22 protein-coding genes are annotated in these 23,666 nt (G+C 66.8%); 19 read left to right on the plus strand and 3 right to left on the minus strand.

The features are described from left to right. Nucleotides 1-62 precede the first annotated feature (62 nt). The 9 genes from ABFO07_RS09230 to ABFO07_RS09270 all read left to right on the plus strand — a co-directional run bounded on the left by ABFO07_RS09230 (nt 63) and on the right by ABFO07_RS09270 (nt 9,652). A complete protein-coding gene (locus ABFO07_RS09230; protein WP_124490573.1) occupies nt 63-2,147 on the plus strand; it encodes a 3-hydroxyacyl-CoA dehydrogenase NAD-binding domain-containing protein in 2,085 nt (694 codons plus the stop codon). 37 nt (nt 2,148-2,184) lie between these two features. Beyond that, the gene (gene pncA / locus ABFO07_RS09235; RefSeq protein WP_059921452.1) at nt 2,185-2,817 is read left to right on the plus strand and encodes a bifunctional nicotinamidase/pyrazinamidase; all 633 of its coding nucleotides are present in this window, start codon (nt 2,185-2,187) and stop codon (nt 2,815-2,817) included. Nucleotides 2,818-2,941: 124 nt separating this feature from the next. After that, entirely contained in the window at nt 2,942-4,120 is a 1,179-nt protein-coding gene (locus ABFO07_RS09240) for an acetyl-CoA C-acyltransferase (RefSeq protein WP_059567360.1), read from the plus strand. Between the two features lie 303 nt (nt 4,121-4,423). Then, nucleotides 4,424-5,824 carry a sensor domain-containing diguanylate cyclase gene (locus ABFO07_RS09245; protein WP_059567358.1) on the plus strand — a complete coding sequence of 467 codons (1,401 nt, stop codon included), beginning with the start codon at nt 4,424-4,426 and terminating at the stop codon, nt 5,822-5,824. 420 nt (nt 5,825-6,244) lie between these two features. Continuing rightward, nucleotides 6,245-6,559, plus strand: coding sequence for a Dabb family protein (locus tag ABFO07_RS09250; protein ID WP_059567356.1), 315 nt, complete (start codon nt 6,245-6,247; stop codon nt 6,557-6,559). Next, entirely contained in the window at nt 6,556-7,035 is a 480-nt protein-coding gene (locus tag ABFO07_RS09255) for a PaaI family thioesterase (protein WP_059567354.1), read from the plus strand. The genes ABFO07_RS09250 and ABFO07_RS09255 overlap by 4 nt, the downstream gene beginning before the upstream one ends. A 127-nt stretch (nt 7,036-7,162) precedes the next feature. Continuing rightward, nucleotides 7,163-8,161: an NADP-dependent oxidoreductase gene (locus ABFO07_RS09260; RefSeq protein ID WP_059809470.1), complete on the plus strand. Its 999-nt coding sequence runs from the start codon at nt 7,163-7,165 to the stop codon at nt 8,159-8,161. A gap of 62 nt (nt 8,162-8,223) precedes the next feature. Next, nucleotides 8,224-9,183, plus strand: a complete 960-nt coding sequence (locus ABFO07_RS09265; RefSeq protein WP_059567350.1) for an alpha/beta hydrolase — start codon at nt 8,224-8,226, stop codon at nt 9,181-9,183. A 28-nt stretch (nt 9,184-9,211) separates the two neighbouring features. Continuing rightward, the gene (locus ABFO07_RS09270) at nt 9,212-9,652 is read left to right on the plus strand and encodes a GNAT family N-acetyltransferase (RefSeq protein WP_059809466.1); all 441 of its coding nucleotides are present in this window, start codon (nt 9,212-9,214) and stop codon (nt 9,650-9,652) included. A gap of 18 nt (nt 9,653-9,670) precedes the next feature. On the opposite strand, the gene ABFO07_RS09275 is transcribed toward ABFO07_RS09270, so the two are convergent. The 3 genes from ABFO07_RS09275 to ABFO07_RS09285 all read right to left on the minus strand — a co-directional run bounded on the left by ABFO07_RS09275 (nt 9,671) and on the right by ABFO07_RS09285 (nt 13,773). Then, entirely contained in the window at nt 9,671-10,516 is an 846-nt protein-coding gene (locus ABFO07_RS09275) for an NRDE family protein (protein ID WP_347466975.1), read from the minus strand. Between the two features lie 73 nt (nt 10,517-10,589). Next, on the minus strand, nt 10,590-11,627 hold the full coding sequence (locus ABFO07_RS09280) for a YgfZ/GcvT domain-containing protein (protein ID WP_059890539.1): 1,038 nt from the start codon (nt 11,625-11,627) through the stop codon (nt 10,590-10,592). Nucleotides 11,628-12,123: 496 nt separating this feature from the next. Next, nucleotides 12,124-13,773, minus strand: coding sequence for an ATP-dependent nuclease (locus ABFO07_RS09285; RefSeq protein ID WP_081086654.1), 1,650 nt, complete (start codon nt 13,771-13,773; stop codon nt 12,124-12,126). 955 nt (nt 13,774-14,728) lie between these two features. Between ABFO07_RS09285 and mltG the strand changes: the two genes are divergently transcribed. The 10 genes from mltG to ABFO07_RS09335 all read left to right on the plus strand — a co-directional run bounded on the left by mltG (nt 14,729) and on the right by ABFO07_RS09335 (nt 23,647). Continuing rightward, nucleotides 14,729-15,748 carry an endolytic transglycosylase MltG gene (gene mltG / locus ABFO07_RS09290; protein WP_059809829.1) on the plus strand — a complete coding sequence of 340 codons (1,020 nt, stop codon included), beginning with the start codon at nt 14,729-14,731 and terminating at the stop codon, nt 15,746-15,748. After that, on the plus strand, nt 15,748-16,368 hold the full coding sequence (gene tmk, locus ABFO07_RS09295) for a dTMP kinase (protein WP_017331988.1): 621 nt from the start codon (nt 15,748-15,750) through the stop codon (nt 16,366-16,368). Before mltG ends, tmk begins: the two co-directional genes overlap by 1 nt. A gap of 19 nt (nt 16,369-16,387) precedes the next feature. Beyond that, entirely contained in the window at nt 16,388-17,419 is a 1,032-nt protein-coding gene (locus tag ABFO07_RS09300) for a DNA polymerase III subunit delta' (protein ID WP_059567340.1), read from the plus strand. A gap of 43 nt (nt 17,420-17,462) precedes the next feature. Next, on the plus strand, nt 17,463-17,978 hold the full coding sequence (locus ABFO07_RS09305) for a GNAT family N-acetyltransferase (RefSeq protein WP_059567338.1): 516 nt from the start codon (nt 17,463-17,465) through the stop codon (nt 17,976-17,978). Nucleotides 17,979-18,010: 32 nt separating this feature from the next. Beyond that, nucleotides 18,011-18,790, plus strand: a complete 780-nt coding sequence (locus ABFO07_RS09310) for a TatD family hydrolase (protein WP_059567336.1) — start codon at nt 18,011-18,013, stop codon at nt 18,788-18,790. A gap of 45 nt (nt 18,791-18,835) precedes the next feature. Then, complete coding sequence (locus ABFO07_RS09315; RefSeq protein WP_059567335.1) at nt 18,836-19,543, plus strand: ankyrin repeat domain-containing protein; 708 nt, start codon at nt 18,836-18,838, stop codon at nt 19,541-19,543. 75 nt (nt 19,544-19,618) lie between these two features. After that, nucleotides 19,619-19,975 carry a Rap1a/Tai family immunity protein gene (locus tag ABFO07_RS09320; protein ID WP_026044649.1) on the plus strand — a complete coding sequence of 119 codons (357 nt, stop codon included), beginning with the start codon at nt 19,619-19,621 and terminating at the stop codon, nt 19,973-19,975. 98 nt (nt 19,976-20,073) lie between these two features. Then, nucleotides 20,074-21,246, plus strand: coding sequence for a mechanosensitive ion channel family protein (locus ABFO07_RS09325; RefSeq protein ID WP_059809459.1), 1,173 nt, complete (start codon nt 20,074-20,076; stop codon nt 21,244-21,246). Between the two features lie 13 nt (nt 21,247-21,259). Then, nucleotides 21,260-22,438: an AAA family ATPase gene (locus ABFO07_RS09330; RefSeq protein WP_059567333.1), complete on the plus strand. Its 1,179-nt coding sequence runs from the start codon at nt 21,260-21,262 to the stop codon at nt 22,436-22,438. A 144-nt stretch (nt 22,439-22,582) separates the two neighbouring features. Further along, nucleotides 22,583-23,647, plus strand: coding sequence for a glycosyltransferase family 4 protein (locus ABFO07_RS09335; protein WP_059567330.1), 1,065 nt, complete (start codon nt 22,583-22,585; stop codon nt 23,645-23,647). Nucleotides 23,648-23,666: the final 19 nt, after the last annotated feature.

Below are 23,666 nucleotides of genomic sequence, written 5' to 3' on the forward strand. Positions count from 1 at the left end.
GCCGATCGACCGCGCACAATGAAGCGCAGCCACCCCGGCGCGCGATGCATGGAGGCAGGCAGATGGCAGTGGATTACTCGACTCGCGACGGCGTGGCCGTCATCACGCTCAACAATCCGCCCGTCAACGGGCTCGGTCTGTCGACCCGGCTCGGGCTCATGGAAGGGCTCGATCGCGCCGCGCAGGATCCGGCGGTCACCGCGATCGTGCTGACGGGCGCGGGCCGCGCCTTCTCGGGCGGCGCCGACATCACCGAATTCAATACCCCGAAAGCGCTGCAGGAACCGTCGCTGCACACCGTGATCCGCGCGGTGGAGGCGAGCGCGAAGCCGGTCGTCGCGGCGATCCACAGTGTCGCGATGGGTGGCGGGCTCGAGCTTGCGCTCGGCGCGCACTACCGGATCGCGGCGCCGGGCGCGCAGATCGCGCTGCCCGAGGTGAAGCTCGGCCTGCTGCCGGGCGCCGGCGGCACGCAGCGGCTGCCGCGCGCGGTCGGGCTCGAGGTTGCGCTGAACATGATCGTGTCGGGCGCGCCGGTGCCGTCCGAGCAACTCGCGAAGAGCGGCCTGTTCGACGAAATGGCCGAAGGCGACCTGCTCGATGCGGCCGTCGCGTTCGCCCGCAAGGCCGGCGCGCAGCCGGGGCCGCACCCGCGCGTGCGCGATCGCAAGATCGTCCACGAGAACGCCGCGGGTTTCATCCAGTTCGCGCGCAACTCGGCGCGGGCCGCCGCGCCGAACTTCCCCGCGCCGCACAAGTGCATCGACGCGATCGAGGCCGGCGTGCTGAACGGCTTCGACAAGGGCAGCGTGGCCGAGCGCGAGGGTTTCGTCGCGTTGATGATGACGCCGGAAAGCCGCGCGCTGCGGCACGCGTTCTTCGGCGAGCGCGCAGCGAGCAAGATTCCGGACGTGCCGGCCGATACGCCGGTGCGCGAAATCCGCAAGGTCGCGGTGATCGGCGCCGGCACGATGGGCGGCGGCATCGCGATGAACTTCGTCAACGCGGGCCTGCCCGTCACGCTGCTCGAGACGAAGCAGGACGCGCTCGAGCGCGGGCTCGCGACGATCCGCAAGAACTACGACGCGCAGGTGAAGAAGGGCAAGCTCACGCAGGAGAAGCTCGACGCGCGCATGGCGCTGATCGCGCCGACGCTGTCCTACGACGACCTGAAGGATGCGGACCTGATCATCGAGGCCGTGTTCGAGGAACTCGGCGTGAAGGAGCAGGTGTTCGGCCGGCTCGACGAAGTCGCGAAGCCGGGCGCGATCCTCGCGTCGAACACGTCGACGCTCGACGTGAACCGGATCGCCGCGTTCACGAAGCGGCCGCAGGACGTCGTCGGCATGCACTTCTTCAGCCCGGCGAACGTGATGAAGCTGCTCGAGGTCGTGCGCGGCGAAGCGACCGCGAAGGACGTGCTCGCGACCGTGATGGCGATCGCGAAGAAGATTCGCAAGACCGCGGTGGTGTCGGGCGTGTGCGACGGCTTCATCGGCAACCGGATGATCGAGCAGTACATCCGCCAGGCGCTGTTCATGCTCGAGGAGGGCGCGCTGCCCGCGCAGGTCGATCGCGCGATCGAGAAGTTCGGCTTCGCGATGGGCCCGTTCCGGATGAGCGACCTCGCCGGCAACGACATCGGCTGGGCGATCCGCAAGCGCCGCTATGTCGAGAATCCGGGCCTCCACTATTCGAAGATCGCCGATCGCCTGTGCGAGCAGGGCCGCTTCGGCCAGAAGACCGGCGCGGGCTGGTACGACTACGTGCCGGGCGAGCGCAAGGCGAAGCCGTCGGCGCTGGTCGACGAGATGGTCGTCGCGTATTCGCAGGAGCGCGGCGTCGCGCGGCGCAAGATCGGCGACGACGAGATCGTCGAGCGGCTCGTGTTCGCGCTCGTCAACGAAGGCGCGAAGATCCTCGAGGAGAAGATCGCGTCGAAGGCGTCCGACATCGACATGGTGTACCTGACCGGCTACGGCTTCCCGCTGTGGCGCGGCGGCCCGATGCTGTACGCGGACACGGTCGGCCTCTACAACGTCGAGCGGGCGATTCGCCGCTACGCGGCCGGCGCGAACGGCGACGCATGGCAGCTCGCGCCGTCGATCGCCGAACTTGCACAGGCCGGACGCGGCTTCAACGGCTGACCGCCGCGCGGCGCGCGACAGCTTGGGGAGAGGGACGATGAAACACACCGACGACGTGCTGCTCGTGATCGACGCGCAGTACGACTTCATGCCGGGCGGCGCGCTCGCGGTGCCGGACGGCGACGCGGTCGTGCCGGTCATCAACGCGCTCGCCGCGCGTTTCGACCACGTGGTGCTCACGCAGGACTGGCACCCGCGCACGCACGTGTCGTTCGCGGCCAACCACCCGGGGCGCGCCCCGTTCTCCACGCTCGCGCTGCCGTACGGCGAACAGGTGCTGTGGCCCGTGCACTGCGTGCAGGACACCGACGGCGCGGCGCTGCATCGCGACCTCGATATCCCGCACGCGCGGCTCGTGATCCGCAAGGGCAGCGACGCGCAGGTCGACAGCTACTCCGCGTTCGTCGAGGCCGACCGCACGACGCGCACGGGCCTTGCCGGCTACCTGCGCGAACTCGGCGCGAAGCGCGTGTGGTGCTGCGGGCTCGCGACCGACTTCTGCGTCGCGTGGTCGGCGCTCGACGCGCGCTCGGCAGGCTTCGAGGCCGCGGTGATCGACGACGCGTGCCGTGCGATCGACCTCGACGGGTCGCTCGCGCGCGCATGGCAACAGATGCAGGCGGCAGGCGTGGCGCGAGTCACGTCGGCCGGCGCGCGCCCTGCGGCGTAGCGCATTCACTCATTCAATCCCGGAAGCAGGGAGAGGGCGTCAAAGCGCCAACGCTGAATCGACAGTTCTGCATGGGATCAGCGTAAGCGCCAAAGCGCCAACTCTGAATCGACAGGAGACTCGCATGACCGAAGCCGTAATCGTATCGACCGCACGCACGCCGCTGGCGAAATCGTGGCGCGGCGCCTTCAACATGACGCACGGTGCGACGCTCGGCGGCCACGTGGTGGCCGCCGCGCTCGAGCGCGCGAAGCTCGACCCGGCGCGCGTCGAGGACGTGATCATGGGCTGTGCGAACCCGGAAGGCGCGACCGGCGGCAACATCGCGCGCCAGATCGCGCTGCGCGCGGGGCTGCCGGTGAGCGTGCCGGGCATGACGGTGAACCGCTTCTGCTCGTCCGGACTGCAGACGATCGCGCTCGCCGCGCAGCGGATCATCGCGGGCGAAGGCGACGTGTACGTGGCGGGCGGCGTCGAATCGATCTCGTGCGTGCAGAACGAGATGAACCGGCACATGCTGGCTGAGGGCTGGCTGCTCGAACACAAGCCGGAGATCTACTGGAACATGCTGCAGACCGCCGAGAACGTCGCGAAGCGCTACGGGATCTCGAAGGCGCGCCAGGACGAATACGGCGTGCAGTCGCAGCTGCGGGCGGCCGCCGCGCAGGCGGCCGGGCGCTTCGACGCGGAGATCGTGCCGATCACCGTGCGCGCGGGCATCGCCGACAAGGCGACCGGGCGGCTGTTCACGAAGGAGGTGACGGTGTCGGCCGACGAAGGCATCCGGCCGGACACGACGCTCGACGGCGTGTCGAAGATCCGTTCGGCCGTGCCGGGCGGAGTAATCACCGCGGGCACCGCAAGCCAGTTCTCCGACGGCGCGTCCGCGTGCGTGGTGATGAGCGCCGATGCCGCGCAGAAGGAGGGCCTGCAGCCGCTCGGCGTGTTCCGCGGCTTCGCGGTCGCCGGCTGCGAGCCGGACGAGATGGGCGTCGGCCCGGTGTTCGCGGTGCCGAAGCTGCTGAAGCGGGCAGGGCTGAAGGTCGAGGACATCGGCCTGTGGGAACTCAACGAGGCGTTCGCGGTGCAGGTGCTGTATTGCCGCGACACGCTCGGCATTCCCGAAGACCGCCTCAACGTCAACGGGGGGGCGATCGCGGTCGGCCACCCGTATGGCGTGTCGGGCGCGCGCCTGACCGGCCATGCGCTGATCGAGGGCAAGCGGCGCGGCGTGAAATACGCGGTCGTGACGATGTGCATCGGCGGCGGGCAGGGGGCGGCCGGCCTGTTCGAAATCATCTGAGTATTGCGCGGCGGCGGCGGCCTTCATTGCGAATCGCAAGGCCGCCTTCGCGATCCATTCCGTATACGATTCAATTCGTGCCATTGTGGCGATGCCGTTTCCCCTTACTTGTCAAACGAATCGCCCCACCTATACTAAGCTCTGACATTTGCCTTTCGGCAGTGCGGGCCGGATCGCGCGTCGCGCGTCAAGCCGACCACCGCGGTGCATGACCCGAAGTCTGAAGCAGTCTGGAGCGGGCGGCGTGTCGTGATCCGGCGTCTTCCGCATTCGAACAATGCAGCGGATCGATCGGGGGCCGAATTGAGCACGACTTTCTCTGCGGGCGAGCCGCCGCGCGCCGTCAGCGCCGTCGCGAAGATCTACGCGAAGTGCCTGATGGTCGGGTTTGCGCTGTTGCCTGCGTATCTCATTGCGTACCTGTGGTTCTTCGGCGATCCTCGCCTGACCTACGAGAGCCACGTATTCCATGAACTCGCGATTGCCGCGGCGACGCTCGAGGGCGCGTTCGTCACCTATGTGACGTGGGTCTGCTACCGCTCGTCCGGCGAGCCGCTGCTGCGCTGGCTGACGCTCGGCTTTCTCGGCTTCGCGATGATCTATGCGCTGCACGGGATGTTCACCGGCATGGCGCATCACAATATCTGGCTGTTCCTGCTGTATGGGCCGGCATCGCGGCTCGTGATGTCGATCCTGCTGCTGATCGGCCTGATGTCGTATTCGCAGCCGTCCGATCGCGTCGACCGGCGCACGAGCGTGCGCACGTGGCTGCCGTGGATCGTGTTTTTCCTGGTGGTCGACGTCGCCGTTGCGTATATCGCGTATTCGCCGGTGGCCGGCGCGCTCGGCACGCGCCTCACGATGGAAGGCGGCGCGCTCGTGTTTTCGCTGCTGAACGTCGGCGTGCTGCTCGCGCGGCGCATCCGCTCGCCGCTGATGCTGATCTACGGGATGTCGATCACCGCGTTCGCGCTGTCGTCGCTCGCGTTCATTCTCGGCAAGCCGTGGAATCACATGTGGTGGCTCGCGCATGCGATCTTCGCGGGCGGTTTCTTCCTGCTCAGCTATGGCGTCGTGCAGGCGCTGCAGACCACGCGCTCGTTCTCGGCGATCTACAGCCAGGAGGACCTGATGAGCCGGCTGTCGGAGTCGATGGCGCGCACCGAAAGCGCGCTGCAGGAACTGCGGCGCACCAACCAGAAGCTCGAATACCTGGCCGCGACCGACCCGCTGACGGGCGCGTCGAACCGGCGCCAGTTCATCGCGCTGGTCGAACGCGAGATCCAGCGCGCGGAACGCGACGGCACGCCGTTCTGCCTGCTGGCGCTCGACCTCGACAATTTCAAGAACATCAACGATGCGTATGGGCACCAGATCGGCGACGAGGTGCTGCGCGGCGTCGTGCGGCAATGCCTCGAGGCGATCCGGCCGGCGGGCGGGCTCGCGCGGGTCGGCGGCGAGGAATTCATGGCGCTGCTGCCGGAGATGCCGCTCGAGGGCGCGCGGATGACGGCCGAGCGCGTGCGCTCGGCGATCGCGAGCGCGCCGTTCGGGCTCGATTTCAAGCGGGTGCAGGTGACGGTCAGCGTCGGCGTCGCGCAATACGGGATCGACGGCGGCACGGTCGACGCGCTGCTGCGCGCGGTCGATGAACGGCTGTACCAGGCGAAGCGGGAAGGGCGCAATCGGGTTGTCGCGCATTGATGGCCTGAAGCCGCGAGTACGTTCCAGTCCAGCGTCTCCATCGCGGCCCGGTTCGCGGTGGAGATGCATGCCCATCCCTGGTGATTCACGCGTCGCGACGCCGGTCGGTTTTTCAGGTGCGTGACATCGCTGGCCCGCGCACGGCCACGAACGGCCACCCTCCAGATACAACCCATCGAAGCCGGTAAGTTTGGTAGGCTTGGTGCCTGCCTTCGCTTGCCGGGCGCTGACGTCGGCAAGCAGGAGGGGGAAAAGCGGGTATCGTCGCCGCACATTCGGTCGGCCACCCGATTCGATACGCGCTTTTTCCCGTCCGATCGCGAATCATCGCGACCGAAGGCGAACGATGGCGCGCCGGGCATGCCCGGCCAGCAGAGGGCTCGGCCAGTGCGGCGGAGCATCACGAACAGGAGCAAAGAAGTGATTCGACATATCGTCATGTGGAAGTTGAAGGAAACGGCGGAAGGCGCGACGCGCGCGCAAAACGCGCTCAGGCTCAAGGACAAGCTCGACGCGTGCCGCAACATCGTGCCGGGTATCCTTCATCTCGAAGTCGGCCTCGCGACGCCGGGCCTCGAAGCCACCTACGACGTCGTGCTGGTCTCGGACTTCGTCGACCAGGCCGCCCTCGATGCCTACCAGGTGCATCCGGTGCACGAGGAAGTGAAGAAGTTCATCGGCGCGGTGCGCGAAGCGCGCCAGTGCATCGACTATCTGGTCGACGCAGCGCAATGAGCGACGCGGCACCGCAGACGGACGGTCCGTCGATCGAGAGCCCGTTCGTCGACCTGCTCGGCGTGCAGCTCGTGTCCGCGAAGGACGGCAAGAGCGAGATCCTGCTGCCGCTCGACGCGCGCCACATGAACACGTGGAGCATCGCGCACGGCGGCGTGACGATGACGCTCGCGGACGTCGCGCTCGCGATGGCCGCGCGCAGCCTGACCGACGACGGCGTCGGCGTCGTCACGGTCGAGATGAAGGTGAACTTCATGCAGCCGGGCAGCGGCGAGCTGCGCGCCTACGGGCGCGTGATGCACCGCTCGACGACGATGGCGTACTGTGAAGGCGAGGTGCGCGACAGCGAAGGCCATTTCGTCGCGAAGGCGCTCGGCACGTTCAAGTACATGCGGCGGCTCGCGGTCGGGCGCGACATCAAGCGGCAGCGCAGCCGCACCGCGCCGGACGCCCATCCGGGCCCGAGCGACGCGTAAGCCGGCAATGCGCGGCCCTGCCGGTCCGGCAGGGCCGTTTTTCTTCCTGCGGCGGGCTGCGGCGCGCCGCGGGGCATGGGGCCCGCGTCGGCGCTGAAGCGCCGGCTCGGGTCGACAGGAGGCAGCGATGAGCGTCGTCAATCGTCAGATCCTGCTCGTGTCGCGTCCGCAGGGCGCGGCGAGCGTCGACAACTTCCGGCTCGTGGAGACGCCGCTTGCACCGCTCGCCAGCGGCGAAGTGCGCGTGCGCAACCATTTCCTGTCGCTCGATCCGTACATGCGCGGCCGCATGAGCGACGCGAAGTCGTACGCGGAACCGCAGCCGCTCGACGAGGTGATGATCGGCGGCACGGCGGGCGAGGTGATCGAGTCGCGGCATCCGGGCTTCGCGGTCGGCGATCGCGTGGTCGGCACCCTCGGCTGGCAGGAATACGGCACGTCCGACGGACACGGGCTGCGCAAGGTCGACACGTCGCGTGTGCCGCTGTCGGCTTGCCTCGGCGTAACCGGGATGCCGGGTGTCACCGCGTGGTACGGGCTGAACCGGATCATCGTGCCGAAGGCCGGCGAGACGGTGGTCGTCAGCGCCGCGAGCGGCGCGGTCGGCAGCGTCGTCGGCCAGCTCGCGAAGCGCGCCGGGTGTCGCGCGGTCGGCATCGCGGGCGGCCCCGACAAATGCCGCTACGTCGTCGACACGCTCGGCTTCGACGCATGCGTCGACTACAAGGCCGGCCGGCTCGTCGACGATCTCGCGGCCGCGACGCCCGACGGCGTCGACGGCTGCTTCGAGAACGTCGGCGGCGCGGTGCTGGACGCGACGATGGCCCGCATGAACGCGTTTGGCCGCATCGCCGTGTGCGGGATGATCGCAGCCTACGACGGCGCGAGCGCGCCGCTGACGAATCCCGCGCTGATCCTGCGCTCGCGGCTGAGAATGCAGGGTTTCATCGTGTTCGAGCATCCGGACGCATGGCCGCCGGCGCTCGCGGAGCTGACGGAGCTCGTCGCGACGAAGCAGCTGCATTACCGCGAGTCGATCGCATGCGGTCTCGAGCGTGCGCCGGAAGCCTTCCTAGGGATGCTGAAGGGCCACAATTTCGGCAAGCAGCTCGTTCAGCTCGTCTGACGCGGGCGTGGCATCATACGACGCTTGTCCGTGAGCGGCGCCGCGCAGGCGCCGGTATTTCGATGCCGCTGAATCCGAAGATCGCCCAGATACTCGACATGGTCGAGCGCGCGAAACGTCCGTCCTATCATCACCAGACGCCGCAGCAGGCGCGCGCGGCCTACGAGAAGAGCGCGCCGATCCTCGACGTGATGCCCGCGCCGATGCATTCGGTCGACGATTGCGTCGTGCCGACCCGCGACGGCCGCTCGATCGGCGCGCGCCTCTACCTGCCGGTCGCGCCGAGCCTCGCCGAGCCGCTGCCGGCGCTGGTCTATTACCACGGCGGCGGTTTCACGGTGGGCAGCGTCGACACGCACGACGCGCTGTGCCGGATGTTCGCGCGCGATGCGCAATGCGCGGTGCTGTCGGTCGACTATCGGCTCGCGCCCGAACACAAGTTTCCGACCGCGGTGAACGATGCGGACGACGCACTGCGCTGGCTGCATCGCGAGGCCGTCGCGTTCGGCATCGACGCGGCGCGGCTCGCGATCGGCGGCGACAGCGCGGGCGGCACGCTCGCGACCGTCTGCGCGGCGCTGGCGCGCGACGCGGGCATCCGGCTCGCGCTGCAGTTGCTGATCTATCCGGGCGTGACCGGCCATCAGCAGACCGATTCGCACGCGCGGCTCGCGAACGGCTACCTGCTGTCGCAGGACACGATCCAGTGGTTCTTCTCGCAATACCTGCGCGAGCCGTCCGACCGCGACGACTGGCGGTTCGCGCCGCTCGACGGCACCCGCGGCGCGCCGTCGTTCGCGGGCGTCGCGCCCGCGTGGATCGCGACCGCCGAATACGATCCGCTCGGCGACGAGGGCGCCGCGTATGCGGACAAGCTGCGCGCGGCGGGTGTTCCCGTCACGCTGACCTGCTACGCGGGGATGATTCACGAATTCTTCAAGATGGGCGGCTTCGTGCCCGAGGTGCGCGCCGCGCACGAGGACGCGGTGGCGGCGCTGAAGGCGGCATTCGACGAGATCTGACGGCGGCACGGCCGCGCGGAGGGCGCATATGGCGGACTGCGTGGTAGAAACGGGCGACTGGGCGAGGCTCGGCGGCGACGCCGCACGCATTCGCGACGCGGTGTTCGTGCGCGAGCAGCGCATTCCGCCGGAATGGGAACTCGACGACGACGATCCGCTGTCGCGCCATGCGGTCGCCTACCGGTTCGACGCCGCGGCGGGCACGCGTTGCGCGATCGCGACCGGGCGGCTGCTGCCGTCGGGCACGATCGGCCGCGTCGCGGTGCTGGCCGGCGCGCGCGGGCAGGGCGCCGGTTCCGCGGTGCTGTGCGCGCTGATGGACGAGGCGCGGCGCCGCGGCGAGCCGCTCGTGCGGCTCTATGCGCAGGCAGCCGCCGTGCCGTTCTACGTCCGGCACGGCTTCACGGCGATCGGCGATCCGTTCGTCGAGATCGGCGTGCCGCACGTCGAAATGACGCGCGCGCCGTGAGCGTGCGATGGCGGTGTATCAGCGCACCTGTGCCGCGTCGATGTCGAACGTGAACGCGCGCTCGAACGCGCCGGGCCGGACGATGCGGTGCGAACCGTCGTCGTCGCAGCGTTCCTTGATCTCGACCGTCAGCCGCACCCCTTCCTTCATCGTGACGCGCAGCGCGGTGGTGCCGCGCGTGCCGTACTCCGGCGTCTCGATGAACGCGGCCGACAGCGCGCGCTCGCGCTCGAGCGGAATGCCCGTGTGCGGCAGCGCGTCGTCGGCGGCGATGTGCGGGTCGCGCATCATCGCGATCAGGTCGTCGAGCGGCGGGGCCGGATCATCGGTCAGCCGCGTGCCGAGTTCGGCGCGCTTGCGCACCACCTTCGGCCAGGGCGTGTCGAGCCGCGCGTTCGACAGCGCATGCACGCCGGCGGGCACGCGCGCGGGCGCGTCGACGCCGCTCGCGCCTTCGGCCGCGCGGTTGCAGAACCACGCGAGCTCGCGCCGCTTCCAGTCGCCGACCAGCAGGTTGAAGCCGTTGTACACCGCCGCGTGCTCGGCGAGCCGCGCGAGATAGTCGAGCGGCGCGGCAGGCGGGCCGCTCAGGTAGTCGGACACGAGCTTGCCGCGGGTCGGTGCGCCCGCGCGGATGTCGAACGGCGCTCGATAGTTCGTCAGCGCGGCGAAACGCCCGTCGCGCGACACGCCGAGCCACGTGCCGCCGGCTTCGAGATCGTGGCCGGCCAGCACGCCGGGCGCCTCTTCCCACCACGACAGCGGCGCGCTGGTGCGGCGGAAGAACTCGTCACGGTTGGCGACAAGGGTGAACACGGGACCGGCGGCGGCATCAGGCTGCCAGTCGAAGGCAATCAGACACATCGGGCGAATCTCTCGCTTGAAACCTCGGGCGCCGGCCGTGAAGCGAAGGCCGGCGTACGAAGGGGGGAAAGGGTCACACTTCCGTCGGCCATGCGTACGGCAGCGGCTCGAACGCGAGCGCCGGGCCGTCCGCCGCGCCGAGATGCACGCTGCCGCTGTCCAGCGCGGCGAGCTTGATCTCGACCAGCGCGTCGACACCGCCGGCCGGCGCGGCCGCCGCATTGACGATCATCCCGCACGGCTGGCCGGGGTCGTCGCTGTGAAACAGTTCGATGCCGGCGTGCACCGCATCGGTGTCGCCCGCGACGTGCGCGAGCGCCGTGCGGCGCTTGATCGTGCCGCGATACTGGCTGCGGGCGACGATCTCCTGGCCCGGATAGCAGCCCTTGCGGAAGTTCACCGCGCCGATCACGTCGAAATTGATCATTTGCGGCACGAACTGCTCGACCGCCGGCTGCGTGACGCGCGGTTCGCCCGCGCGGATGTCGAGCCAGTCCCACACGGCCGGCGATACGGCCGGCAGCTTGCCGTCGAGCGCGGCGAGGCGCGCGTCGACCTCCGCGCGCGGGCCGATCCACAGATAGCGCGGCTTGCCGGCGGCGTCCGGCATGCGGATCAGGGCGCCGGCGGGGCCGTCGACCTTCACGTGCACGCCGTCCGGCAGCGCGTCGAAGATGCCCGACAGCGCCGCGCGCACGTCGCCGGCGAAGCCGACCACGGCGAGCGCGCCGCTGGCATCCGTCAGCTTGGCCTTCGCGCGCAGCACGAACATCGACAGCCGCTTCTGCGCCGCGGCCTGCACGTCCTTCGACACCAGCAGGCGCACGTCGTGGCCGGCGCGCCATGCGAGGAACGACGCGAGCAGGCGCCCCTTCGGCGAACAGTAGCCGGCGAGCCGCGCGCTCGCGGGGTCGAGGTGCTCGATGTCGTTGGTCAGCTGGCTGTGCAGGAACGTGGCCGCGTCGTCGCCCGCGACGTCGATCACGCCGAATTGCGGAAGCAGCATGTATGCGCCCGCCGCGTCGAAATCGGCGGCCGGCGGGCGGGGAAAGACGGGGAGCGATGCGGGGGCGGCAGCCGGGGCGGCCGTTGAGGCGAACGGAGTGCTCATGGAATGAGGGAACAGTCAACCCTGATTGACGTAGGCGAGTAAATATTACCTGGGGCTGCTGAAAATATTTCTATTTTCAAATCAAATACTTACTCAAGTTATGCGGAGTTGCGGCACCCGACTGGACGCAATACCCTATAAAGAGTGCCGCAACCGACCGCATCATTCTAGTACCTCGCGCCCATTCACGCGCAGGGTGACGGGCTACCCCTGCGCGCAGTACGGCTTTGTTCCTCCAATCACACGCCTCGCCGCAGCACGTTCGTCTACCAAAATTTGAGCCATATCAGTCGCGATCCCACCAGCCGTCCGTTGTACATGAACGCAATCGTGCAAGGATGTGCCTTGGGAAGATGCCCCGCGCTTTCCTGAGCAAATCGCGCCAGTAGCGTTGCAACGAACATGGCCAATTTTAGAAATACCTCAAAGGGGCCCGCTCACGTAAGCGAGCGGGCAAAGGTTTGGAAGGGGGTGGCTAAGAGGCCAATTGATGCCTCTAGCTGTCCTGACATGGTAGGTCGCCGAAGAGATCGGGGGTAGGATTATCGATCGATTTGCGTTTTCGCTTTACTTGTTCAGGTGTGCTCGGTTCCTCAATCTCGGGTTTCGTTATCGCTGTGATTGGACATTGCTCAAGAATAGGCGATTTGTTACTATTACGACCATTTTTGGGAATCAGGTCACTTATGGCCGAAATTAATGTCGCGGCGTCGTCAAGACAGTGCCTAGACCAAACTGACAAGAAACCTTCTTTTACTCGATCAGGATTTATAAACCCCAACATTCGTCCGACCTGTGCATAAAGGAGGTGTGGGTCGCGGTTTGTGTTGTTTACGCTGAAAATTACATTCCTTACGCGCTCAAATTCCTCGTACGGTCTCAGTAGTGCTAGCGGCATCTCGCCTGCAACGCTTTCGTATTTCTCGCATATTCTATTGAATATGAAAGATTCTGGCATTTCCCCTGGAAGTTTGAATATAAGTTCGTTAGGGTTTTCTGATACCCGAGAGTCGCCATCGACTATGCAAATGGATTTCTGTTTTGCCGACGGATCCATATTGTGATCTCGATGGATGCGTGCGGCATTGTTATCTCCTTCCATATGGTGCACTTCTATTGCGTCCATCGCAACGTCGGGGATGGATCGCAATATCTCTGCTACCCAGGATTTTGAGAATTTATCTTCGACAAATATTACTAACTGAGATTCAACTTGACCGCTTATCGCGCGCAGGGATGCAATATCAAGTTTTCCTTGATATGTTCGGCCGTTGACGGCAGACCAAATTGCCTTATCTGGCAATGGTTTTAGTGCATCATTTGAGTGCGTGGTAAATATTACTTGAATTTTTCTGCGATCTGCTAGGTCAATCAAATATTCAACTAGACGAATTGTTGCTAGTGGGTGTAAGCCATTTTCTATTTCTTCGATTAAGACGAGAGCGTTTTCTTCAATTGTTTCAAGTCGCGAGACCATTCTGATGATGCTCGACTCGCCAGCGCCAAAATGAAACTCGGAATACTTGTCGCCGGACGAAGTACTGCCTGCTAGTAGGGTGATAAGTCCGCGAGCTCTGACAGCGATAAAGCTGAAGCGAGATACGTCTTTGTCAAGAATCTTCGCTACGGCTGTAGCCGTGTCCTTCGACATTTCTTCAATTTTGTCTGGGGCGACGTCAAATGTCGAGGATATGCATTTGATTAACTCTGGGCGTTCGTTTGCGGGAACTGTTCGCGAAACGCCAAAAATTGCAACCTCTCGTGCTGCAGCATCACGCGACCATTTTTGATTTGTGAATTTTGCGGACCGCCGAACTACTTCATTTACCTTGAGTGATTTATCGATAAACTCATAGTCAAATTTCCAGTTTTGCATACTTGCATCAAAGCGTCCACTTTTTGCGAAAAATCGAGAGGGCTTGACGGCGCCGTATGCGCATGCTGCAGCGCCAAGGAGAGTGGTCTTTCCTCCACCATTTGGGCCGATTAAAGCGGTCACAGGAAAGTCAAAGGTTACTGACTGGCCGGAAAATGATCTGGCGCGCTCGATCAAGACGCGCAGTAGGTATTTACTGTAGTTGCGATTTTGTACTTTCTCGCGTAGAGCGCCAATTGTGGAGTGGCGAATTTCACTTTGATAGCTCATTTTTTGTGATTCTTCTTCGATAAAATTAAATTTGTGATGGTGTGGCTTGATGCTGAAGAGGTTTTCCGTTGTCTGCTTAATTTATCGGTGGTGCGAAAACTGCTAAATTGGGTATCGTGAACGCGATGTGCGTCGATTGGCTTCATTGATTGGGTTTTTTTGTGCTCATGTGCGTTGGAGTCTTCAGAAGATCGCATCCGTTGCTGAGCAAGAATTGAGTGGTCCATGGAATGATTCGCTGGTGCCTTACGAAGGTGGGCTTGCGATGGAATACGAGACGCGAACCTTCAGTGTAGCCTTATTGAAATCCGATAACTTCCGAATCACAACCTCAGCGCCGCTAGCGTCTCGCCCCTGAAGCTATCCGGCCCAAGGATGGCTTCTTGTTTATTGTAGTCATATCGTCTCGCTGTGTGGTGATTGAGAGGGTAAGGAGCGTAGATTCTCGCATGACGAGGATTGCATTTGATTGTGATGTTTGGAGTCTAGAGGAAATGATTTTTCAGAGTATCCCCGGATTTCTTGAATAACGGAGAATGGCAACGAGTACTGGCCTGCGGCCCATTTCGGTTGCTGCCTCGCGTGCTACGCTTGATTGTCGGACGTCTACTATGTAGCAATGCCGGTTTGACCAAACGTTGTCAGGTTCAGCGTTTGGCTCCGGGGCGATGAGTCTTCCGCAAGAGGTTGAAGGCTCCGAAACTTCAGCCTCAGACGCTGCTCCCTCATGGATTGACTGGCGGTGCACTTGAGGTGCGTAGGTGACGAGAGGCGACCGACAGGGGAGCGGAGAGGGGGCACGACTGAAGTGGTCACGGAAAATGCTGACATCGATACAATACAGGGCTCAACACCCCCGGGAATCCACGAACGCGGCCGGCCCCACGGCTCGCCGTCGAGCGACTTTCTGTTGAAAATCAGCGATTTACCGCTTTAAAGCCAAACACCCATTGTGCTGTCCCTACTGAAGAAATGCGTCGCGACGGTCGCGGTGGCGGCCGTCGTTGCGGCCGGCGCCGGCGTCGGCGGCGTGTATTATTGGGCGACCCGGCCGCTGCTGCTCGGCGCCGCGTCGCTCGACGTCACGATCAAGCCGCGCAGCAGCGTGAAGAGCGTCGCGCAGCAATTGAAGCGCGGCGGCGTGCCGGTCCAGCCGTTCGTCTTCGTCGCGATGACGCGCGTGCTCGGCCTGTCGAGCCAGCTCAAGTCCGGGAACTACGAGTTCAAGACCGGCGTCACGCCGTACGAGGTGCTGCAGAAGATCGCGCGCGGCGACGTCAACGAATTCGTCGCGACCGTGATCGAAGGCTGGACCTTCAAGCGGATGCGCGCGGAACTCGACGGCAATCCGGATCTCGTGCACACGACGGCCGGCATGAGCGACGCCGACCTGCTGCGCGCGATCGGCGCGCCGGACGGCACGGTCCGGCGAGGCAGCGGCGAAGGGCTGTTCTTTCCCGACACCTACCTGTTCGACAAGGGCACGAGCGACCTGAACATCTACCGGCGCGCGTATCGCCTGATGCAGACGCGCCTCGACGAGGCCTGGGCGGCGCGTGCGCCGGGCCTGCCGTACAAGACGCCTTACGAAGCGCTGACGATCGCGTCGATCGTCGAGAAGGAAACCGGGCATGCGGCCGACCGCTCGTTCGTCGCGGCCGTGTTCGCGAACCGGCTGCGCATCGGCATGCCGCTGCAGACCGATCCGTCGGTGATCTACGGGCTCGGCGACGCGTACGACGGCCGCCTGCGCAAGCGCGACCTGCAGGCCGACACTCCCTACAATACGTACACCCGGCGCGGGCTGCCGCCGACCCCGATCGCACTGCCCGGCGTCGCGGCGCTGCAGGCGGCGATCAATCCGGCGACGACGAGCGCGCTCTACTTCGTCGCGAAGGGCGACGGCACGAGCGTGTTCTCCGATACGCTCGGCGATCACAACAAGGCCGTGGACAAATACATACGAGGTCAATAATGGCGCGCGGGAAATTCATCACGTTCGAAGGCATCGACGGGGCGGGGAAGACCACCCACCTGAACTGGTTTTGCGAACGTCTGCAGGGCAAGCTGGCCGGCGCCGGCCGGCAGGTCGTCGTCACGCGGGAGCCGGGCGGCACGCAGCTCGGCGAGAAGCTGCGCGAGATCCTGCTGAACCAGCCGATGGACCTCGAGACCGAGGCGCTGCTGATGTTCGCCGCGCGGCGCGAGCACCTCGCGCTCGTGATCGAGCCGGCGCTCGCGCGCGGCGACTGGGTCGTATCCGACCGCTTCACCGACGCGACCTTCGCGTACCAGGGCGGCGGCCGCGGGCTGCCGCGCGACAAGCTCGAGGCGCTCGAGCGCTGGGTGCAGGGCGGCTTTCAGCCGGACCTGACGGTGCTGTTCGATGTGGCGCCGCAGGTCGCGAGCGAGCGGCGCGGCGCGGCGCGGATGCCCGACAAGTTCGAGAGCGAATCCGACGCGTTCTTCGCGCGCACGCGTGGCGAATACCTGCGGCGTGCGGAAGAGGCGCCGCACCGCTTCGCGATCGTCGACGCGACGCAGGCGATCCCCGACATCCGCAAGCAGCTCGAAGGCGTGCTCGCCGCGCTGTAAGCCCCGACCAAGGACGCACATGATCTATCCGTGGCAAACCGACGACTGGAACCGCCTGCAGCAGCTGCGCGCGCAATGGCCGCATGCGCTGCTGCTGCACGGCCAGGCCGGCATCGGCAAGCTGCGCTTCGCGCAGCATCTCGCGCAGGGCTTCCTGTGCGAAACGCCGCAGCCGGACGGCGAGCCGTGCGGCGCGTGCGCGGCGTGCAACTGGTTCGCGCAGGGCAACCATCCGGACTACCGGATCGTGCTGCCGGAAGCGCTCGCCGGCGAGGCGCCGGGCGCGGCGGAGGATGCCGGCAAGCCCGCGGACGCGGACGACGGCGGCAAGAAGACCCGCGCACCGAGCAAGGAGATCAAGATCGAGCAGGTGCGCGCGCTGCTGGATTTCTGCGGCGTGGGCTCGCACCGCGGCGGCGCGCGCGTCGTCGTGCTGTATCCGGCCGAGGCGCTGAACGTCGCCGCGTCGAACGCGCTGCTGAAGACGCTCGAGGAGCCGCCGCCGGGCGTCGTGTTCCTGCTCGTATCGGCGCGCATCGACCGCCTGCTGCCGACCATCATCAGCCGGTGCCGGCAATGGCCGATGACGGTGCCCGCGCCCGAGGCCGCTGCCGCGTGGCTCGCCGCGCAGGGCGTCGCCGACGCGCCGGCGCTGCTCGCCGAGGCGGGCGGCGCGCCGCTCGCGGCGCTCGCGCTCGCGAGCGACGAGAACCGGCCGCTGCGCGATTTCACGCTCGGCCAGCTCGCGGCGGGCGCGGGGTGCGACCCGTTCGCGTGCGGCGAGGCGCTGCAGAAGCTGCCGATGCCGCTCGTGCTCGGCTGGCTGCAGCGCTGGCTGTACGACCTGCTCGCCCAGCGGATGGCCGGCGAGCCGCGCTATTTCCCGACGCATGCGCCGGCGCTCGCGCGCTGCGCAAGCGCGCTCGACGCGAACGCGTTCGCGCGCTTCATGAAGGCCGTGACGCGTCAGCGCATGGTGGAAAACCATCCGCTCAACGCGCGGCTGGTGTTCGAGGAACTGTTTCTCGGCTACCGGGACATGTTCGCGTGAGCGCGGGATGGATCGTGGGGTTTGAAGTCCGGGTGGACGTGCGATGACCGATTTCTATCGTGATGCGACCGAGGCCGATCTGCCGGCGATCGTCGCGATCTACAACTCGACGGTCGCGTCGCGCCAGGTCACGGCCGATCTCGAGCCCGTCAGCGTCGACAGCCGGCGGGCGTGGTTCGCCGCGCACGGCCCGCGCACGCGGCCGCTGTGGGTGGTCGAGGAGGCCGGGCGCGTGATCGCGTGGCTCAGCTACTCGGATTTCTACGGCCGGCCGGCGTACCGTCACACCGCCGAGATCAGCATCTATCTCGACGAGGCGGCGCGCGGCAAGGGGCTCGGCACGCGGCTGCTCGACACGGCGCTCGCGCGCGCGCCCGAATTCGGCGTCGACACGGCGCTCGGCTTCGTCTTCGGGCACAACGAAGCGAGCCTGAAGCTGTTCGCGCGCTTCGGCTTCGAGCGCTGGGGGCATCTGCCGCGCGTGGCCGTGCTCGACGGCGTCGAGCGCGATCTCGTGATCGTCGGGAAGCGGCTGGACGGCCGCGCATCGGGCGCTTAACCGTCGCCTGTCAACCGTATTCAGGAAACACGATGTTCGTCGATTCTCATTGCCACATCAATTTCAAGGGGCTCGCCGACCGCCTGCCGGCCGTGCTCGAGAACATGCGCGCGCACGACGTCACGCACGCGCTGTGCGTGTCGGTCGATTTCGAGACCCTGCCGGACGTGCTCGCGATCGCGGACGCGCACGACAACGTGTACGCGTCGGTCGGCGTCCATCCCGATCACGAGGACGCGCGGGAGCCGACGCTCGCCGAGCTCGTCGAGCTGGCCGCGCACCCGAAGGTCGTCGCGATCGGCGAGACGGGCCTCGACTACTACCGGCTCGAAGGCCGCTCGATCGCCGACATGGAATGGCAGCGCGAGCGGTTCCGCACGCACATCCGCGCCGCGCACGCGACGATGAAGCCGCTGATCATCCACACGCGCTCGTCGTCGGAGGACACGCTGCGGATCATGGCCGAGGAGCGTGCGGCGGTGCCCGGCGGCGTGATGCACTGCTTCACCGAGCCCTGGCCGGTCGCCGAGCAGGCGCTTGCGCAGAACTTCCACATCTCGCTGTCGGGGATCGTCACGTTCAAGAACGCGACCGACGTGCAGGACGTCGCGCGCCGCGTGCCGCTCGACCGGCTGCTGATCGAGACCGATTCGCCGTACCTCGCGCCGGTGCCGTATCGCGGCAAGCCGAATGAACCTGCGTACGTCAGCCATGTCGGACGCTTTATCGCGTCCGAGCGCGGCATCGCCGTCGAAGCGCTGGCCGACGCGACCACGCAGAACTTTTTCCGGCTGTTCAAGATTGCCCGCTGACGGCGGCGCGGCGCAGCCGACAACCCAGGGAAGGAGCCCACAACAATGACCCAGCCGACCAACCATCTGCCGAAACGCGCGCTCGTCGCGGCCGCACTCGTCGCCGGCGGGCTGTTCGCGGCCATCGGCGCGCACGCGGAATCGCTCGACGCGCTCGTCAAGGCGGTCAAGTTCGACGACATCGCCGACATCGGCAAGCAGCTGAAGAATGGCCTCGATCCGAACACGGTCGCGCCGAACGGCGATCCGCTGCTCGTGATCGCCGCGCGCGAGAAATCCGACAAGGTCGCGGCGGCGCTGGCCGCGGCGCCGAAGATCGACCTCGAGAAGGAAGACAAGGCGGGCGAGAACGCGCTGATGCTCGCGTCGCTGAACGGCGACGTCGGCCTCGTGAAGCTGCTGATCGACAAGGGCGCGGAAGTCAGCAAGAAGGGCTGGGCGCCGCTGCACTACGCGGCCACCAACGGCCAGGACGCGGTCGTCAAGGTGCTGCTCGATCACGACGCGTACATCGACACCGCGTCGCCGAACGGCACCACGCCGCTGATGATGGCGGCGCGCGGCAACCACGGGTCGACGGTCAACCTGCTGCTCGACCAGGGCGCCGATCCGCAGGTGAAGAACCAGCTCGGCATCACCGCGCTGGAGTTTGCGAAGCACTACAAGGCGCCGGATGCGATCGACATCCTGAGCAAGCGCACGGAGCGCGTCGGCGCATCGGCGCCGGGCGACGCCCAAAAGAGTGCAAAATGACGGTTTTCGGCGCGGCGGAGGCCGCGCCGGTCATGCAGCGGGCGGCCTGCGGGCCGCATTGACATAAGGAACACCATGTTGCGGGCTATGTTTTGTGCCGCGGCGTTTGCCGTGCCGTTGTCGGCGGCGGCGTTCACGGGCGCGGATCTCGACCGGCTGTGCGCGAAGACGGACGTCAAGTCGCGGGCGTCGTGCGCGGCCTATATCGAGGGCGCCGCCGACGGCGTCTACAACACCATCGACGCGATCGGCGGCACGACCGGGCCGCGCGTCGGCCAGTATTTCTGCCTGCCGCCCGACATCAAGGCGCAGCAGATGACCGACGCGGTGCGCAAGTACATCGCGGAAAATCCGAAGCTGGCCGACTACAACGCGAGCACCGCGGTGTCGCTCGGCCTCGGCAAGGCGTTCCCCTGCAGGGGCGGCAGCTGACCTGAAGCCGTGCCCGGGCAGGTGCCGCGCCCGGGCGTCGCCGATGCATCCAGGACGACGCGCATGATCGCGTCATAACCGAAGAAGCTCAGGCGCCGATGATTTCACTCGAGGAACTGCAGCGCATCGCCGATGCGCCGTTGCATTCGTGGCTCGGCACGCTGATCGTGTCGGCCGTCGTCGTGCTGGTCGGCACGGCCGCGCACCGCGTCGGCGCGCGCATCGTCAAGCGCATCGCGAGCCCATATCCGATGATGAGCGTGGTGCTGCGCTACATCGACCGGCCGTCGCTCGTCACGCTCGCGCTGCTCGCGCTCGAATTCGTGTGGTTGCAGGCCGACGAAGGCATGTCGTTCGTGCGCGGGATGCGCACCGCGGCGGCCGTCGGCACGATCGTCGCGCTGACCTGGCTGCTGGTGCGGCTCGTGGCGGCGGTCGGCGAGGCGATCATCGACGCGCATCCGATCGATACCGCCGACAACCTGCAGGCGCGCCGCATCCACACGCAGGCGCGCGTGCTGTCCCGCACCGTGATGGTGCTGATCGTGATCATCGGCACCGGCGCCGCGCTGATGACCTTCCCGAACGTACGCCAGGTCGGCGCGAGCCTGCTCGCGTCGGCCGGGGTCGCGGGCCTCGTCGCCGGCATCGCCGCGCGCCCGGTGCTCGGCAACCTGATCGCGGGCCTGCAGATCGCGCTGACGCAGCCGATCCGGCTCGACGACGTGGTCGTGATCCAGGGCGAGTGGGGGCGCATCGAGGAGATCACCGGCACCTACGTGTCGGTGCGCCTGTGGGACCAGCGGCGCCTCGTCGTGCCGCTGCAGTGGTTCATCGAGAACCCGTTCGCGAACTGGACGCGCAACAGCTCGGAGATCATCGGCACGGTGTTCCTGTCCGTCGATTACCGCACGCCGCTCGCGCCGCTGCGCGACGAGCTCGCGCGCCTCGTGCACGCCGCGCCCGAGTGGGACGGCCGCGTGCAGGTGCTGCAGGTGACCGACGCGACCGAGCGCACGATGCAGTTGCGGGCGCTCGTGAGCGCGGCCGATTCGTCGCAGTGCTTCGACCTGCGCTGCCGCGTGCGCGAAGGGCTGATCGCGTACCTCCACGCGCATTATCCGCAGTGCCTGCCGCGCAGCCGCACCGAGCTGTATCCGCACGCATCGGCGCCCGACGCACCGAACCCCGAACGTCCGCACGAGCGGGCGCCTGCCGCCAGCACGGCGGCGAACACCGCGGCCGACCCGCAGGCCGTCGACGGACGCTGACCCGAACCGATCCATGCCGGCACTCCATACGCTCGCCATCGCCAACTACCGCTCGCTGCGCGAGCTGATCGTGCCGCTCGCGGCGCTGAACGTCGTGACGGGGCCGAACGGCAGCGGCAAGTCGAGCGTGTACCGCGCGCTGCGGTTGCTGGCCGACACCGCGCAGGGCCGCGTGATTCCGTCGCTGGCCCGCGAGGGCGGGCTGCCGTCGACGCTGTGGGCCGGCCCCGAGCGCTTCTCGCGGGCGATGCTGGCGGGCGAGGTGCCCGTCACGGGCACGGTGCGCTCGGGGCCGGTGAGCCTGAAGCTCGGCTTCGCGAGCGACGATTTCGGCTATGCGATCGATCTCGGGCTGCCGGTTCCGAACAGCGGGTCGGCCTTCGGGCTCGATCCGGTCGTCAAGCGCGAATGCATCTGGAGCGGGCCGGCGCTGCGGCCGTCGACGCTGCTGGTCGACCGGCAGGGCGCGCAGATCCGCGCGCGCGGCGCGTCCGGCGACTGGCTGACCGTTCCGCAGCCGGTCGCGAGCTTCGACAGCATGATGACCGAATTCGCCGATCCGACCGGCGCGCCGGAGATGATCGCGGTGCGCGAGCGGATCCGCTCGTGGCGCTTCTACGACCATTTCCGCACCGACGCGCAGGCGCCGGCCCGGCAGTCGCACATCGGCACCCACACGCCGGTGCTCGCGGACGACGGCGCCGATCTGGCCGCCGCGCTGCAGACGATCCGCGAGATCGGCGACCCGTCGGCGCTCGATGCGGCGATCGACGACGCGTTTCCCGGCGCATCGGTCGAGATCGACAACCCGGGCGGCCGCGGCCGCTTCGAGGTGCTGATGCGCCAGCCGGGGCTGCTGCGGCCGCTGGCGGCCGCCGAGCTGTCCGACGGCACGCTGCGCTACCTGCTGCTGTCGGCGGCGCTGCTGACGCCGCGGCCGCCCGCGCTGATGGTGCTGAACGAACCGGAAACGAGCCTGCACCCGGACCTGCTGCCGGCGCTTGGCCGCCTGATCGCGCAGGCCGCGCGGCATTCGCAGGTGATCGTCGTGTCGCATGCGGCGCGGCTGATCGCGACGCTGGAGCGCGAGGCCGGCTGCGAATCGCTGGTGCTCGACAAGCAGCTCGGCGCGACCGGCCTGGTGGACGCCGACACGCGCGATCTGCCCCCGTGGAAGTGGCCGTCGCGCTGACCCGCGGCAGGCGGCGCGCACGGATGTATCCGGTCTGTAACAACACCCATAAAATGCAAGACGACCGGTGCGGTGCCACCGGATCGCCAATAATGAGACATTTGATTTGGCCGATGACGCGCCGGCCCACTGGAGACGTGGATCATGAGAATTGCCCAGATCGCCCCGCTGACCGAATCGGTGCCGCCGAAACTGTACGGCGGCACCGAGCGCGTCGTGTCCTACATCACCGAGGCGCTCGTCGACCTCGGTCACGACGTGACGCTGTTCGCGAGCGGCGATTCGCAGACGCGCGCGAAGCTCGAGCCCGTGTGGCCGCGTGCGCTGCGGCTCGATCTGTCGATCCGCGACCGGATCGCGCCCCACATGCTGCTGATGGAAACGGTGGCGCGCCGCGCGAACGACTTCGACGTGCTCCATTTCCACATGGACTACTACTCGTTCTCGGTCTTCAACCGGCAGGAAACGCCCTACGTGACGACGCTGCACGGCCGGCTCGACCTGCCCGAGCAGCAGCCGGTGTTCGATACCTTCGACACCGCGCCGGTGATCTCGATCTCGAACGCGCAGCGCCAGCCGCTGCCGCAGGCGAGATGGCTGACGACCGTCTATCACGGGCTGCCCGAATCACTGTATACGCCGCAGCCGGTCGAGCCGCGCTATCTCGCGTTCCTCGGCCGCATCTCGCCCGAAAAGCGGGTCGACACCGCGATCCGCATCGCGCAGCAGTGCGGACTGCCGATCAAGGTCGCCGCGAAGATCGACGCAGCGGACCAGGAGTATTTCGAGCGCGAGATCAAGCCGCTGTTCGCGTTGCCGCACGTCGAGTACGTCGGCGAGATCGCGGATCACCAGAAGGCGGAATTCCTGTCCGGCGCGCATGCATTGCTGTTCCCGATCGACTGGCCGGAGCCGTTCGGCCTGGTGATGATCGAGGCGATGGCGTGCGGCACGCCGGTGATCGCGTTCAACCGCGGGTCGGTGGGGGAAGTGCTCGATGAAGGCGTGTCGGGCTTCATCGTCGAGGACGAGATCAGCGCGGTCGCGGCCGTCAACCGGCTGCACCTGCTGCCGCGCGCGCGGGTGCGGCAACGCTTCGAGGAACGCTTTACGTCGCGGCGGATGGCGCAGCAGTACGTCGACGTCTACCAGTCGGTGATCCGCGCGCAGAAGCGCGCGCGCTTCAAGGTGATCGATTCGACCACCTGAGCGGCCCGGCAGGCCCGCG

Origin of the sequence: Burkholderia stagnalis, from assembly GCF_039848545.1 — a bacterium.
Taxonomy (GTDB): domain Bacteria; phylum Pseudomonadota; class Gammaproteobacteria; order Burkholderiales; family Burkholderiaceae; genus Burkholderia; species Burkholderia stagnalis.

Excerpts from the sequence above, each read along its gene's own strand:
- ABFO07_RS09335 (WP_059567330.1), top strand. The coding sequence starts at position 22,583 with ATGAGAATTGCCCAGATCGCCCCGCTGACCGAATCGGTGCCGCCGAAA.
- ABFO07_RS09330 (WP_059567333.1), top strand. The coding sequence starts at position 21,260 with ATGCCGGCACTCCATACGCTCGCCATCGCCAACTACCGCTCGCTGCGC.
- ABFO07_RS09320 (WP_026044649.1), top strand. The coding sequence starts at position 19,619 with ATGTTGCGGGCTATGTTTTGTGCCGCGGCGTTTGCCGTGCCGTTGTCG.
- ABFO07_RS09270 (WP_059809466.1), top strand. The coding sequence starts at position 9,212 with ATGGCGGACTGCGTGGTAGAAACGGGCGACTGGGCGAGGCTCGGCGGC.
- ABFO07_RS09230 (WP_124490573.1), top strand. The coding sequence starts at position 63 with ATGGCAGTGGATTACTCGACTCGCGACGGCGTGGCCGTCATCACGCTC.
- ABFO07_RS09260 (WP_059809470.1), top strand. The coding sequence starts at position 7,163 with ATGAGCGTCGTCAATCGTCAGATCCTGCTCGTGTCGCGTCCGCAGGGC.
- ABFO07_RS09300 (WP_059567340.1), top strand. The coding sequence starts at position 16,388 with ATGATCTATCCGTGGCAAACCGACGACTGGAACCGCCTGCAGCAGCTG.
- ABFO07_RS09240 (WP_059567360.1), top strand. The coding sequence starts at position 2,942 with ATGACCGAAGCCGTAATCGTATCGACCGCACGCACGCCGCTGGCGAAA.
- ABFO07_RS09315 (WP_059567335.1), top strand. The coding sequence starts at position 18,836 with ATGACCCAGCCGACCAACCATCTGCCGAAACGCGCGCTCGTCGCGGCC.
- ABFO07_RS09275 (WP_347466975.1), bottom strand. The coding sequence starts at position 10,516 with ATGTGTCTGATTGCCTTCGACTGGCAGCCTGATGCCGCCGCCGGTCCC.
- ABFO07_RS09310 (WP_059567336.1), top strand. The coding sequence starts at position 18,011 with ATGTTCGTCGATTCTCATTGCCACATCAATTTCAAGGGGCTCGCCGAC.
- ABFO07_RS09265 (WP_059567350.1), top strand. The coding sequence starts at position 8,224 with ATGCCGCTGAATCCGAAGATCGCCCAGATACTCGACATGGTCGAGCGC.
- ABFO07_RS09305 (WP_059567338.1), top strand. The coding sequence starts at position 17,463 with ATGACCGATTTCTATCGTGATGCGACCGAGGCCGATCTGCCGGCGATC.
- ABFO07_RS09255 (WP_059567354.1), top strand. The coding sequence starts at position 6,556 with ATGAGCGACGCGGCACCGCAGACGGACGGTCCGTCGATCGAGAGCCCG.
- ABFO07_RS09285 (WP_081086654.1), bottom strand. The coding sequence starts at position 13,773 with ATGAGCTATCAAAGTGAAATTCGCCACTCCACAATTGGCGCTCTACGC.
- ABFO07_RS09280 (WP_059890539.1), bottom strand. The coding sequence starts at position 11,627 with ATGAGCACTCCGTTCGCCTCAACGGCCGCCCCGGCTGCCGCCCCCGCA.
- ABFO07_RS09325 (WP_059809459.1), top strand. The coding sequence starts at position 20,074 with ATGATTTCACTCGAGGAACTGCAGCGCATCGCCGATGCGCCGTTGCAT.
- pncA (WP_059921452.1), top strand. The coding sequence starts at position 2,185 with ATGAAACACACCGACGACGTGCTGCTCGTGATCGACGCGCAGTACGAC.
- tmk (WP_017331988.1), top strand. The coding sequence starts at position 15,748 with ATGGCGCGCGGGAAATTCATCACGTTCGAAGGCATCGACGGGGCGGGG.